Raw genomic sequence first — 13,559 nt, 5'->3', positions numbered from 1 at the left:
CCGCGTTGTCCTCACCGATCGCTAGAGATCTGGAGTCCTGAGCATGCATGGAAGGATCCGTACCTGGGGTCCGGGTGCGTTGGTGTTGCTGCCGACGGTGTTGTTGCTCGGGTACTTCGTCTACGGGTTGATCGCCTGGACCTTCAACACCTCGTTGACGGACAAGCACAACGCCCGCCCGCTCCCGACGAAGCATGTCGGGTTCGAGAACTACGTCAACCTGTTCGGTGAGGACCGGTTCCTCAACTCGCTGAAGAACCTCGGCGTGCTCACGGTGGCGTTCATCGTGGGCACGCTGATCTTCGGCGTGTTGTGGGCACTGCTGTTGGAGAAGGGGGTCACCGGCGAGGGCGTGTTCCGGTCGATCTTCCTGTTCCCGATGGCGGTGTCGATGATCGCGTCCGGCGTCGTCTGGGGCTGGTTGCTGAACCCGTCCCAGGGCGACGACGCGCGCGGCCTGAACCGGCTGTTCGACCTGCTGCACCTGAATTTCCTGGAGAATCCGTGGTGGACCGCGGGGAGTCGATGGACGACGATGGCGTCCATCGCGCTGCCCGCGGTCTGGCAGTTGTCGGGGTACATCATGGCGCTGTTCCTGGCCGGCTTCCGCGGTATCCCGCCGGAGCTGCGCGAGGCGGCGCGGGTCGACGGCGCGTCGGAGTTCAAGCTGTACCGGTACGTGCTGTTCCCGCAGTTGTCCCCGATCGCGTTGTCGGCGCTGATCATCCTCGGGCACATGTCGCTGAAGCTGTTCGACCTGATCTACGCGATCACCGGGCCGAACCAGTTCCGTACCGAGGTGCCTTCCGTCTACATGTGGAACACCTTGCTACGCAGCGATATGGCCAAGGCGGCTGGTATCGCGATCGTGCTGCTCGCGGTCGTCGCCGTCCTCGTCATTCCCTATGTCGCCTACACCGTCCGGCAGGAGAGCGAAGAATGACCGTCGTGGAGGCATCGGCTGCCACCGGTAAGGCCGCGGCGGCGATCAGCCGGAAGCCGCAGCGCAGTACGATCAGTGACGGATCGACCAGGAAGAGCCGGACTGTTCGCTACGTCCTGCTGCTGTTGTTCCTGCTCTTCGTCCTGACGCCGGTGTACGTCGTACTCATCACCAGTTTCAAGACCTCCAGCGACACCACCGCAGCCGCGCAGTGGTCGTTGCCGCAGACCTGGACCCTGGAGCCCTGGCGCAAGGCCTGGGACGTCCTCGAGCCGTACATGGTCCGCTCGCTCTCCCTGGCGGTGCCGGCGGCGATCATCGCGTCGATGATCGGTTCGGCGAACGGGTTCGTGCTGGCCCGCTGGCGGTTCCCCGGCGCGAACCTGGTGTTCGCGTTCATCCTGTTCGGGATGTTCATCCCCTACCAGGCGGTGATGTTGCCGCTGCGGCAGACGTACCAGGACCTCGACGTGACCCGCGGCATCCCGACCCTGCTGATCACACACGTGATCTACGGTCTGCCGATCTGCACACTGATCTTCCGCAACTATTACGCGACCGTGGTGCCGAACGAGATCATCGAGTCGGCCCGGGTGGACGGCGCCGGCCTGATCCAGACGTACGCGCGGATCATCCTGCCGATCTCCATCTCCGGCTTTGTGGTCACGCTCATTTGGCAATTCACGTCGGTCTGGAACGACTTCCTGTTCGCGCTGTTCCTGACCCAGCAGAACAACGGCCCGGTCACCCTCGGCCTGGCGGCGCTCGCGGGCGGCCAGAAGGTGGACTACGCGGCCTCGATGGCCGGTGCCCTGATCACGTCCTTCCCGACCCTGCTCGTCTACATCCTGCTCGGTCGCTGGTTCATCGGCGGCCTGATGGCAGGCGCCCTCAAGGGCTGACCCCCGTACTACGGCCTTGCGGCTCGCGCGCACTCCGGTGAGCGCGAGCCGCGCGTCGTACTGGATTCACGTCGGGTGTGTGTGTCGTCACGGCGTGTCGAGACCTTCATCCACAGGACGCGCGCACGGCCCTGCGGGCAGGTGCTCATCAGCGGTAATCTCGCCAGGGTGACCAAGTCACGAGGCCGGGACGGACGCGGCAGCCACCTGCGGCTGGTCGACTCCAGTCCGGGCTCCACCCCAGCGCAGCCGCCGGCGGGTGTCGTGGGGACAGACCTCGACACCACGCCGAGTGTTGCCGTGCTGGAAACCCTGCAGGAAACGCTGCAACTCGACCTTGCTGCGGCCCCGCCCGCGCTGCATCCGGTGATCGCGGAGGCCTCGGTCGCCCGATCCGCCGCGTTGCTCGCCGACCAGCTCTGGCCGGCCGGGCAACCCGACGAGATCGGTGAGGTGGAACGGTTCTTCTGGGCCGACGCAGCTCGCGTGCTCGGCGAGCGGCGGGACCTGGAATCCTTTGTCCTGTTGACGAGTCTGGCGCGAACGGTCGGTCCGGCCGGGCGGTTGCCGCTGCAGCGAGCGCACCTGTCGCGCGGGCGTACGCAGTACGGGGTGCCTGATTGGGTGTCCCGGATCGCGGGGTTCCGGCTGACCAGCGCGATCGTGTCCGAGGACGTCAGCGGGGACGGGCTCAGCGTCGTGCTCGACTACGACGACGACCAGCATCCGCACACCGTGGTGGTGTTCGTCGACAACAACCAGGGCGCGATCGCGAAGGATGTGTTCGTCGGGCCGCCGGTCGATCGGGTCGTCGAGGCCTATCAGCGGGGCGGGCGGGTCACCGTGCGCACCGTCCGGCCGGCGACGGCCGCCGGGATCATCCTGCAGGCGCTGGGGGAGACCCACGATCACGACGACCCGCCGGTGACCGAGGACTTCGAGTTCTTCTCGGGTCTGCTGGTGAACCGGCTGACCCAGTTGCCGGAACGGCCGATCCGGCCGCCGGTGCGGCCGCAACTGTCCGGGCGGCAACGCGACCAGCTGGTGACGGAGTTCCTCGACTCCGGCTATGCGAGCGGTCTGCCCGACGACGCGGCCGATATCGCGCGACTGTGGATCGACCATGCTGTTGACCGGACGGTTGGCGGGCCTCTTCGGGTGAGCGCCGTACTGGTCGAGTTGTTCCTTTCGTACTGGTTGCCGCGCAAGGTGCTTGCCGACAGCACCTACTTCGCCGCGGTGCCGTTGGTGGTGAAGGCTTGGCTCGAGTTCGCGGGGGAGCGGACGGCGCTGGATCTGGCGACGATCGAGGAAGCCGTCGACGCCGTGGACGTGTGGACCCCTGCGTTGGAGGCGGCGGCGCTGGCGGAGCCGATCGGGTCCCGCACCGGCGAGCGGGTGTTCCTGGACGACACCAGCGAGGACCTCGAAGACGCCTACCGAACGCTGGCCGGCCTCGGCGCGCCCCCACAACCGGACCTCCGCGGCCTGGACAAGTCTCAGGCCGCGACCTTGACCGTGCTCGCCCCGCACGCCTGGCTGCTGGCCGGCGAGACCCTCGGTACCGACTACGCCGCCGAGGCCTACGAGATCGCCGACCGCCTGGTCCGCGACGCCCCCGACCTGCTCACCAAGGCCCGCCTCTCCACCTGGCCCCGAGCCATCGTCTGGCTCCTGGCCCACCGCCACCGCCTGGTAGGCCCCGGCGAACCCCTCACGCCGTTGGCTTTGGCGTCCGAGCTCTCCTCCTCCCCACCCACCCTCCGCAAAACCGCCAAACTCCTCACAGACACCCTGATCCTGCCCCGCTGAGCAAAGCGAAGGGAAGGAAGGCGAAGGGACGGTCAGTAGGTGGGCGGGCGCTCGGGCCGGTTGAGGTGGGACGGACAATGGGCGTATGCATGTGCGCGCGCCGGAGCTCAAGGGTCGGGGATGGTTGAACACCGGGGGACGGGAGCTCAAGCTCGCGGACTTCCGCGGACGGTTTTTGTTGCTCGATTTTTGGACCTTTTGCTGCATCAACTGCCTGCATGTGCTCGACGAGTTGCGGCCGTTGGAGGAGAAGTACGGCGATGCGCTGGTGATCGTCGGCGTGCATTCGCCGAAGTTCGCGCATGAGGGGGAGCAAGCGGCGGTCAAGGCGGCGGTGGAGCGCTATGAGGTTGCGCATCCGGTGCTCGACGACCCCGAGCTGGTGACCTGGCAGAACTACACCGCTCGCGCCTGGCCGACGTTGGTGCTCGTGGACCCGAACGGGTACATCGTCGCGCAGTACTCCGGCGAGGGGCACGAGCACGCCCTGGATGCCCAGTTGGCCGAGTTGATCGCCGAGCACGAGAAGGCCGGCACGCTCACCCGGGGCAAATCGCCGTACGTCGCGCCGGAGCCAGAGCCGACCGAGCTGCGCTTCCCCGCCAAGGTGGTTGCTTACGGCAATGGATTCCTGGTGGCCGACGCCGGGAACCACAGCATTGTTGAGCTGGCGGACGACGCGACGACGGTGGTGAGGCGGTTCGGCACCAAACGGCGCGGATTCGCCGATGGTCCTGCCGACCAGGCGTCCTTCTCCGAGCCGAACGGGTTGACCCTGCTGCCGGACGAGGTCGCCGCGAAGGTTGGGTACGACGTGGTGGTCGCCGATACCGTCAACCACGCGCTCCGCGGGATCAACCTGAGGACCGGCGAGACGCGGACGCTCGTGGGCACCGGCAAGCAGTGGATGGACGGCGACGGCACCGGCGTACTGAGTTCGCCTTGGGACGTCGCCTGGTGGCAGGACAAGATCTGGATCGCGATGGCCGGCGTACACCAACTGTGGACGTTCGACCCGTTCACCGGCACGACCGAAGTGGCCGCCGGTACGACGAACGAAGGTCTCCGCGACGGAGCGTTGGAGCAGGCCTGGTTCGCCCAGACCAGCGGCCTCGCGGTCGACGGCGATCGGCTCTGGCTCGCCGACTCAGAGATCTCGGCCCTGCGCTGGGTGGACACCGAGGTGCACACGGCCATCGGGACCGGCTTGTTCGACTTCGGCCTGCGTGACGGCAAGGCCGAGGAGGCGTTACTCCAGCACCCACTGGGCGTGACGGTCCTCCCCGACGGGTCGATCGCGATCGCCGACACCTACAACGGCGCCGTACGCCGGTACGATCCGCGCGCCGGCCTGGTGGAGACGATGGCGACCGGTCTCGCCGAGCCGAGCGGAGCTGTTGTATCAGGCAACGAACTGCTCGTGGTGGAGTCGACCGCGCACAGGCTGACCCGGATCCCGCTGGGCGCGTCGGCCAAGCCGGACGAGTTCTCCACGAGGACCCAGCGGCCGCCGATGGAGATCGCGGCCGGCGAGGTGACGCTGGAGGTGGTGTTCTCGCCGCCGCCGGGTCAGAAGCTCGACGATCGGTACGGGCCGTCGACCCGGCTCCTGGTGTCGTCGACGCCGGAGGCGCTGCTGAAGGAGGGTGCAGGCGATACGACCGACCTGGTTCGTCGCCTGGTGATCGACGAGCACGTCGGCGACGGGGTGCTGCACGTCGCAGTACAGGCCGCTTCTTGTGACGACTCGGCCGAAGTCGAGTTCCCGGCCTGCCATCTCCACCGCCAGGACTGGGGCGTACCAGTGCGAGTGACGGCAGATGCCGCCACTCGCGTCGAGCTGGTGCTGTCAGGCGCCGCCAGAAGCTGAGCTGCGAGCCCCAGAAAGTCGTGCGCGAGCACTAGAAGCTGAGCTGCGAGCCCCTGAAGCTCGTGCGCGAGCACTAGAAGCTGAGCTGCCAGCCCCAGAAGCTCGTGCGCGAGCACTAGAAGCTGAGCTGCGAGCCCCTGAAGCTTGTCTGCGAGCGCTAGAAGCTGAGCTGCGAGGGCTGGTGGTGCTGCCCTCTGTCCTTCCTTGCAAAGTCTAATTTAGTGCTTTTGTGCTCGCTCAGCGGAGTTGTCCACAGGGTTATTCGGTGATGTCGCGGTGGTGTTCTTCGACTACGCGGTATTCCTCTTCGACCGCGGGGTCGATCGCTTCGGTCGGGACGCGGCGGCGCCGGTTGGTGATGTAGAACGACAGGGCGATCCCAGCGAGGCCGGCGAGCATCAGGATGTACCCGACCGCGGTCAGGTTGACGGCGTCCCACGAGTCGCGGACGGCGAACGCGAAGATGGCGCCCACCACCATCAAGAAGATCCCCACACCGATGCTCATACCCGAGCCCTCCTCGAGAAGATCCAGACACTTAGACGCTACGCCCGTCCCGGCACCGAGGTCCATCACCTACGTGTGTCGGTGGTCACCCACGGCAACCAGCCAGGCTGGTACGACCTCCACGTACCCGCGCGTAAACCCCGTCCGTCGGCTGCGCGCAGTCCACCGGCCAGGCGCAGCCGATGGGTCAGTTGGAGTGGAGAACTACGTCGCCGCTGACAGTCGTCGCGGTGATCTTGTGGTCCGCCGACGTGTTGTTGGTGAGGTCGTTGTCGATCTCGCCGCTTCGGGTGTCCGCCGCGATCTGGTAGTCGCCCGCGGGGGCCTTGACGGTGATGTCGCCGCTAGTGTCCTCGGCCTTGACGTCGGTCGCCTCGTCGAGCGCGATCGTCAGATCGCCGGAGACGGTCTTCGCGTTCACCGGACCCGCCTTGAGGTGTTCGGCGTGGAGATCGCCCGAGCTCGCGTCGAAGTCGAGCTTCCCGGACAGTCCGTCGATCACCGCGTCGCCCGAGGTGAGGGTGAGCCTGACGTCGCCGCTGACGTCTTCGAGTTCGACCCGGCCGGAGTTCGAACTCGCGTCCACCCCGCTGACGCCGGCGATCGAGAGGTCGCCGCTGCCGTGCTCGCCGGTCACCTTCGTACCGCGCGGGACGGTCACCTCGAAGTCGACGTGGCACTGCCAGCCGCAGTCGTTGGTCAGCCGGAGCGTCTCCCCGTCGACCTTGTACGCATCACCGTGCTTCACCAGCCAGTAGGAACGCTTCTCCTTGACGGTGGTCTTGTCGCTGTCGCCGACCTTGATGGTGATGTCCGCATTCGCGGAGTCGAGCCTGACCTCCGAGATCTTGCTGGTCACCTCGTGCTGGTCGCTGGAGTCCTTGTCGCCGACCATCCAGAGCGTGCAAACCCCCGCCGCCGCCACGAGCAACGCACCCACCTGCCGGGTGTCAGCCATCGCCATCCGCCTCTTCTCGTCCCTGCCCCACTTGTCGCTCGACAGTAGGTCCGGGACGCCGGCAGGCGGATCAGGCACAACCCCCAGAACCGCCCTGACCCCAACCCCCGAAACAACCCGAACTCAGGAACGGCCGACCGAGAAAAAGACAGCTGCCGTCTGCAGCGGTCGAGCTGAGGGAAAGCGAGGTGAGCGCTGAAGCCCGGTGGGTCGGGGAGGAAGTGCCGGGTCGGACAGGCGATAGCCCGGTGGGTCGGGGAGGAAGTGCCGGGTCAGACAGGCGATGTGGGGTGGGTCGGGGAGGAAGTGCCGGGGTCGGGCAGGCGATGTGGGATGGGGCGAGGGAAGGGCGTGATGGTTGGGGTGGGTTCAGGACTTGTATTCGCCGCGGGATACGGCGGCAGCGAGATCGTTGCCCAAGGCGCCGAAGAAGGTGCGGGCCCAGAGGTCGGTGCCGTGCCAGTACGGGCCGTCGTCGCCGGGGAGCGACTTCGGCGCTACTCCGCGCTTGAGCGCCTGGCGGCATTCCGCGCAGAGCGGCAGACTCACCGTGGTGCCCTCGGACTCGACCTGCGTCGGACGCCCAGAAGACCTTCCGTGCAAGGGATTGAACGCACAAAGCGCCTGTACTACGGGAGGCTTGCGCCCCTCCGCGAGAGCTTTCGCGATCTCCAGTTCGCGCCGGCCCTGGTCGAGCAGCACCATCGCACCCACCACGTCGACCAGATCGCGAGACGCGTCCAGTACTCGCTCGGCCGCGTCGTGCGCATCAAGGGCCAACTGCTGATGACGCAGCCCGTCACCGGCCACGGTCGGCAGAGCGGCCAGCTCCGAACCGAGGTCGGTCAGCTCTGCCGTCGTCTCCCGGGTCAACCGACGACGACGCTCTGCGGCCACCGTAGCTGCGACATGCGGCGGAATACTGAACGGCTTCTCCCGACGGACCGCACCACCACTACCGCGCCGCCGCAACCCGATCCACAGCCCCAGCGCGACCAGAATCGCCAGCACCGCCAAACTGATGCCTAAGGCAACCAAACCACCAGAGGGACCGCCGTCGGACGAGGCCGCATCGCCCGACCTCGCTCCGGCCCCCTCCGGCTTCGGCGTGGTCGCCGGCAGCGGCGGCCCGGCCAACAGCTCGTAGAACCGAGCCAGTACCTCGGTCGGCCCCGCGTCGTACCCGGTGTCGTCCAGCGCCCGATCCCGAGCCGGGCTCAGCACCTTCTCGTCGAGCGTCGGGACATCCTTGATCTCGTACCACGGGAAGCGCCCGCCGCCATCGACCACGACGTACAGGCCCGGTTTGCGGAGCGCATCCATCACCAGCGTGATGACGTTGCTTTCCTTGCCCTGGAACGCGTCGCTCGGGCTCAGCGGCAACACGATCGTGTAGACCGGATAGCCGAGCGCCTTCGCCTTCTTCCGGACGTCACCGATCATCGTTGCGGACAGCGCCGGCGCATACACAGGATCGATGTAGACAGGATCCTTCACCAGTGCAGCGGCAATCTCCCGAGCACGCTCGGCCGGCGTCTGCTCCGCATGGCTTGGCGCTGTTTGAACCAGAAGAGAGTCCTGGGCCGGGACCGCCAGCGCAGGGGCCGGCAAGGCGAGAGCGCCGAGGAGGAGAATGCCGGCAACGAGGCCGAGGCGGGGCTTCATGAATGTCCTTCGCGTCGTCGGGCGACCAGAGCCGCCAGGCCTAGGACCGGCAGGGCGAGAAGTGCTCCGCCCATCAGGCCGAGGGTGAATCCACCGAGTCCGTTGCCGAGTGCCTTGGCCGGGGTGAACCGTTCTGGTTCGTACGTCGGTTCCGGCTCGTCGGGCAACGGCGTCGTCCGGGCGGCACTGGGCTGGTAATCGCTGTCTACCTCGACCTCGTCCAGGTAGGCGGCGACCTCGTCGGCGGCAGTCGCCTTCGACGAAGAGGCGTAGGTGGTCCGCGGGCTGCGTACTGCGATCAGGTGGGCCGCGCCGCTCGTCGAGTACTCGTCGAGGACGAGGTAGAGACCAGGCTTGCCGTTGGCCACCGCGAGCCAGCCGGCGAGTTGGACGACGTCCCTCTTCTCCGGGAACCACGGACCCGTCGGCACCGCCGCGGCGTACACCGGCACCGGCGCCTTGGCGATCAGCTCCGCCGCCCGCCGTACCGACTCCGCCTCGAACCCTTCCGACCCGGCGAACAACGGATCGACGTACACCCGATTCGTCTTCCAGGCGGCAACGGCTGCCGTCACCCGCGGGTCGGACCGGAAGTCGGCGTTTGCCGGCGTGGTGGAGGTCAGTACGACGAGCAGGCCGGCCGCCAGCGCCAGCAAGACCCGCCTCATCGGCCGGCCCCGTAGACGCGTTCGACCCGGTCCGCCAGATCGTCTTCGAGCGCACCGAATCCGGTCGCCAGCAACGGCTCTTCCTTCGGATCGAGGGTCCAGTACGGAACGGCCTTGCGATCGAGCCCGAGCAACCCGGACTTCTTCCACAGCCGGAACCCGCGCGGAGTCTCGCCCCGAGCCAGCACCCGCGCACAGGCAGGACAAGCCGGTACTTCGGTGTCCTCGGTCCAGGCAGCCTGGACGCTGCCCGGCTGGTGGGTCGGGTCGAAGAAGCAGGGCGGCTGGACCTCCTTGCCCCCGGCAACTTGTTGAGCTTGCCGGGCTAGCACCAACGCGCCCGCGGTCGCTGCCAGGTCCTCCGGGGCCGCACTCCGCAGCGCGCGGGCAGCCGTCAACCGCTCCGACGCGTCGTCCCGTTGATCCAGCAGCTCGGGCAGCTTCACCTTCGCCCGGCCCCGGTCCGACGCCGTGATCCGAGCTTCCAGGTCGCGTACTGCGCGATCCGCCTTCGCAATCCACCGATCCGCCTGCAGCTGAACCGAGGCGATGCGGGTCGGCGTTCCAGCTTCGGTCGCGCCGATGCCGGCCTTCGCCTTCGAGCGCGCCTTCGTCTTCGAGCGCGCCTTCGACCTGAGGCGGGCTTTGGCGGACGGTCGCCGGCGGTGGTGCCGCAGCGTCAGACCGATCACCAGCAGGAAGCCGACCAGTCCGCCGGCGCCCATGCCGATGAACGCGGACAAATCCTCCTTGTCCGTCGTGGACATGCCGGAGTCGTCCTCGTCCGCCGGATCCAGGTCACCGGCCGGTACGTCGGGCAGCGGGCGGCCGTCGTACGCCGTCGCCGCTTGCTGGATGGTCCGGACGATGCCCGGGGCCGGACGGCTGGTGACGACCTTGTTGTCCCACTTGTCGTCCAGCTGGACCCGGGTCAGGCTGCGCCCTTTCAGTCCACCCGGCCGGATCAAGGTCTCCTCGCCCGACCAGTTTTCGCCGGCGGCCGTCCAGACCAGATACAACCCGGGTTGCCCGACGCGTGCCTGCAGCAACGTCGGTAGGTCGAGATCGCCCGATCTGGTGACCGGGGTCCGCGGTAGCAGGGCGATGTACACCGGGAAGCTGACCGTCCGGGTCGCGGCGCGGATCCGGTCCAGCTCGGCCTGCGGGAAGCTCGACCGCATCGCCGGATAGAGGTAGACGTGGTCGGTCCGCCAGGCTGCGGCGATCTGGTCCGGGAGTTCCGGCGGGGCCGCCGCGGCGGGGAGCGGGAAGAAAAAGGCGAGCGCGGCCAGTGGCACCAGGCGCAGCAGTCGGGCGGACATCGAAGCCAGCGTACGACGCGACGAACTGAGCCGAGATCCCGCCTGCGGAGCCAGCCGACGACGCGACGAACCGAGCCGAGATCCCGCCTGCGGAGTCAGCCGACGACGCGGCGGAACCGGACGAGCTCCTGCCTGCGGAGTCGGCGTACGACGTGGGGACACGTCTTCGTTGACGCTGCGGCGGTCGCAGGGGTTCCGGACGAAGCGCGGCCCTGGCCTGGACAGGGGAGACCAAGCCAGGGGCGCGCATCGCACGGGCAGAAACGTTCCTTCATCAGCCCCGCGCTCACCAGGGCAGATCGCGGGGCAGATCAGCTGCCCCGCGACCGGGCCTCCGACTCGGCCCGCGCAAGCGGCCGAGCCGGAGGGGCCTCACCCCGGTCGAACAACGGTCAGAAAGCCGACTCGGGCAGATCCATCACATCGAGGTCGGTCAGCTCGGCCTTGATCCGCTCGGCGCGCACAGTCGGCATCGTGGACCGGACGAACCACTGCGCGGCCGCGAGCTTGCCGGCGTAGAAGTCCTGGTCCGCGGGCGACAGCTCGCCACCCAGCTTCTCCAGTGCGACCTCGGCCTGCCGCAGCATCAGCCAGGAGCACACCACGTCGCCGAGCACGTACAGCAGCCGGGAGGTGTTCAGGCCGACCTTGTAGATGTTGCGCGGGTCGCCGTTCTCTGCCTGCGGGTTGCTCGACATCAGCGCCTGGCCCATCACGCCAAGGATCTTCTGGGTGTCCTCCAGGCCCCTGGCGAGGAGTCCGCGCTCTTCCTTCAGCCGGCCGTTACCGGCCTCGGAGGCGACGAACTGCTGGATCTGCTCGGCGAGGTGGCCGAGCGCCTTGCCCTGGTCCTTGATGATCTTGCGGAAGAACAGGTCCTGACCCTGGATCGCCGTGGTGCCTTCGTACAGCGTGTCGATCTTGGCGTCGCGGACGTACTGCTCGATCGGGTAGTCCTGCAGGAAGCCGGAGCCGCCGAAGGTCTGCAGCGACTCCGTGCCGAGCAGGGTCCACGACTTCTCGGAGCCGTAGCCCTTCACCAGTGGGAGCAGCAGGTCGTTGACCCGCTCGGCCTCGAGATCGTGCTCGCCGGCGTACCGGGCCTGCTCGGCGCGGTCCTGGTAGGTCGCGGTGAACAGCACCAGGGCACGCAGCGCCTCGGAGTACGACTTCTGCGTCATCAGCGAGCGGCGTACGTCGGGGTGGTGGGTGATCGTGACGCGCGGGGCGTCCTTCGCCGGGTTGGTCAAATCGGCGCCCTGGACCCGCTCCTTGGCGTACTCGAGCGCGTTCAGGTAGCCGGTCGACAGGGTCGCGATCGCCTTGGTGCCGACCATCATCCGCGCGTACTCGATGACCTGGAACATCTGCGCGATGCCGTCGTGCACCTCGCCGAGCAGGTAACCCTTGGCCGGGATCGTCTCGCCGAAGGTGATCTCGCAGGTCGTGGACACCTTGATGCCCATCTTCTTCTCGACGTTGGTGACGAAGGCGCCGTTACGCTCCCCGGTCAGCTCGCCCGTCTCCAGATCGAAGTCGTACTTCGGTACCACGAACAGGCTGAGCCCCTTCGTCCCCGGGCCGCCGACGCCCTCGATGCCCTGCGGGCGGGCGAGCACCAGGTGCACGATGTTCTCGGTCATGTCGTGGTCGCCGGAGGTGATGAACCGCTTGACGCCCTCGATGTGCCACGTGCCGTCGTCCTGCAGGGTGGCCTTGGTGCGACCCGCGCCGACGTCGGAGCCGGCGTCCGGCTCGGTCAGCACCATCGTCGCGCCCCAGCCGCGGGCGATCATGTGCTGGGCGATCAACTTGTCCCGCTCGGTGCCGTTACGCCACAGCACGTGGGCGAAGTTCGGCCCGGCCGCGTAGATGTGGATGGCCGGGTTGGCGCCCAGGACCATCTCGGCGGCGGCCCAGCGCAGCGAGGGCGGGGTCGGCTGGCCACCGAGCTCCGGCGGCAGCTCGAGCTTGTACCACTCGGCGTCCATGTAGGCCTGGTAGCCCTTCTTGAACGCCTCGGGCATGGTCACCGAGTGCGTCTCCGGGTCGAACACCGGCGGGTTGCGGTCGGAGTCCTCGAACGACGCGGCCAGCTCGTTCTTCGCCAGCCGGTCGATCTCGCCGAGCACCTCGCGTGCGGTGTCGACGTCCATATCGGCGTACGGCCCCTGTCCGAGCACCTCGCCACGGCCCAGGACCTCGAGCAGATTGAACTCGATGTCCCGCAGATTCGACTTGTAGTGGCTCACGCGGTTTCCCCTGCCTCTTCGCTGCATGTACTCACGAGTAACTTAAGTATATACCCGTCAGTAACAGACGCAAAGGGAGTTGGCTGGGGCAATGACTGTGAAGCTCATCTACGAGACGCACTCGACGACCGTCGACAACGAGGGCGGCGTCGCGACCGGATGGTTGCCGGGCGTGCTGTCGGCCGCGGGCGAGCGGGAGGCGGTGGAACTGGGGCAGCGTCACCCCGAGGTCGATGCCGTTTTCAGTTCCGATCTGCGCCGCGCAGTACAGACTGTCGAGCTCGCCTTCGCAGGACGGGACATTCCGTACTTCCAGGACTGGCGCCTGCGCGAATGCAACTACGGCGACCTCAACGGTGCTCCGAGAGAACGCCTCGAGCCGCGCCGGCGGTACGTCGATCACCCGTTCCCCGGCGGCGGCCAGAGCTACCGCCAGGTCCTCGCCCTCACCAGGTCCTTCGTCGCCGACCTCAAGACCCTGTACGACGGTCGCACGGTCCTCGTGGTCGCCCATTCGGCCAACCGCTGGTCCCTCCAGCACCTCGTGGACAACACCGCACTCGAAGATCTCGTCGACGCACCCTTCGACTGGCAGCCCGGCTGGGAGTACGAGGTCTGACCAGTGGTCGTCGGGTCGCCGTGGCGGAAGATATAGACCAA

At 67.5% G+C, this 13,559-nt stretch carries 11 protein-coding genes; 5 read left to right on the top strand and 6 right to left on the bottom strand.

Features of this window, described 5'->3' with window-relative positions:
- The first annotated feature begins 43 nt into the window (after nt 1-43).
- The 4 genes from DIZ26_RS34225 to DIZ26_RS34210 all read left to right on the top strand — a co-directional run bounded on the left by DIZ26_RS34225 (nt 44) and on the right by DIZ26_RS34210 (nt 5,527).
- A complete protein-coding gene (locus DIZ26_RS34225) occupies nt 44-943 on the top strand; it encodes a carbohydrate ABC transporter permease (protein ID WP_112248674.1) in 900 nt (299 codons plus the stop codon).
- Nucleotides 940-1,845, top strand: coding sequence for a carbohydrate ABC transporter permease (locus DIZ26_RS34220; protein WP_112248673.1), 906 nt, complete (start codon nt 940-942; stop codon nt 1,843-1,845). Before DIZ26_RS34225 ends, DIZ26_RS34220 begins: the two co-directional genes overlap by 4 nt.
- 168 nt (nt 1,846-2,013) lie before the next feature.
- The gene (locus DIZ26_RS34215) at nt 2,014-3,657 is read left to right on the top strand and encodes a hypothetical protein (RefSeq protein ID WP_232828796.1); all 1,644 of its coding nucleotides are present in this window, start codon (nt 2,014-2,016) and stop codon (nt 3,655-3,657) included.
- A gap of 85 nt (nt 3,658-3,742) precedes the next feature.
- On the top strand, nt 3,743-5,527 hold the full coding sequence (locus DIZ26_RS34210) for an NHL domain-containing thioredoxin family protein (protein ID WP_112248672.1): 1,785 nt from the start codon (nt 3,743-3,745) through the stop codon (nt 5,525-5,527).
- A gap of 258 nt (nt 5,528-5,785) precedes the next feature.
- On the opposite strand, the gene DIZ26_RS34200 is transcribed toward DIZ26_RS34210, so the two are convergent.
- The 6 genes from DIZ26_RS34200 to DIZ26_RS34175 all read right to left on the bottom strand — a co-directional run bounded on the left by DIZ26_RS34200 (nt 5,786) and on the right by DIZ26_RS34175 (nt 12,899).
- The gene (locus DIZ26_RS34200; protein ID WP_112248670.1) at nt 5,786-6,034 is read right to left on the bottom strand and encodes a DUF6458 family protein; all 249 of its coding nucleotides are present in this window, start codon (nt 6,032-6,034) and stop codon (nt 5,786-5,788) included.
- Between the two features lie 187 nt (nt 6,035-6,221).
- Nucleotides 6,222-6,998 (bottom strand): DUF4097 family beta strand repeat-containing protein, encoded by a 777-nt coding sequence (locus tag DIZ26_RS34195; protein ID WP_112248669.1) that lies wholly within the window; start codon nt 6,996-6,998, stop codon nt 6,222-6,224.
- A gap of 363 nt (nt 6,999-7,361) precedes the next feature.
- Nucleotides 7,362-8,657 carry a hypothetical protein gene (locus tag DIZ26_RS34190; protein WP_198676410.1) on the bottom strand — a complete coding sequence of 432 codons (1,296 nt, stop codon included), beginning with the start codon at nt 8,655-8,657 and terminating at the stop codon, nt 7,362-7,364.
- Nucleotides 8,654-9,325 carry a hypothetical protein gene (locus tag DIZ26_RS34185; protein WP_112248668.1) on the bottom strand — a complete coding sequence of 224 codons (672 nt, stop codon included), beginning with the start codon at nt 9,323-9,325 and terminating at the stop codon, nt 8,654-8,656. The genes DIZ26_RS34190 and DIZ26_RS34185 overlap by 4 nt, the downstream gene beginning before the upstream one ends.
- Nucleotides 9,322-10,647, bottom strand: coding sequence for a hypothetical protein (locus DIZ26_RS34180; RefSeq protein WP_112248667.1), 1,326 nt, complete (start codon nt 10,645-10,647; stop codon nt 9,322-9,324). The genes DIZ26_RS34185 and DIZ26_RS34180 overlap by 4 nt, the downstream gene beginning before the upstream one ends.
- A 392-nt stretch (nt 10,648-11,039) precedes the next feature.
- Nucleotides 11,040-12,899 carry an acyl-CoA dehydrogenase gene (locus DIZ26_RS34175; RefSeq protein ID WP_112248666.1) on the bottom strand — a complete coding sequence of 620 codons (1,860 nt, stop codon included), beginning with the start codon at nt 12,897-12,899 and terminating at the stop codon, nt 11,040-11,042.
- A gap of 91 nt (nt 12,900-12,990) precedes the next feature.
- Here DIZ26_RS34175 and DIZ26_RS34170 point away from each other — a divergent pair, with 91 nt between their 5' ends.
- A complete protein-coding gene (locus DIZ26_RS34170; protein WP_112248665.1) occupies nt 12,991-13,518 on the top strand; it encodes a histidine phosphatase family protein in 528 nt (175 codons plus the stop codon).
- Nucleotides 13,519-13,559 lie beyond the last annotated feature (41 nt).

The sequence above is a fragment of the Kribbella monticola genome (assembly GCF_003261635.1).
In the GTDB taxonomy this organism is placed as follows: Bacteria; Actinomycetota; Actinomycetes; order Propionibacteriales; family Kribbellaceae; genus Kribbella; species Kribbella monticola.
Note: the sequence above shows the minus strand (reverse complement) of the source record. Positions and strands in the feature narration are given on the sequence as shown.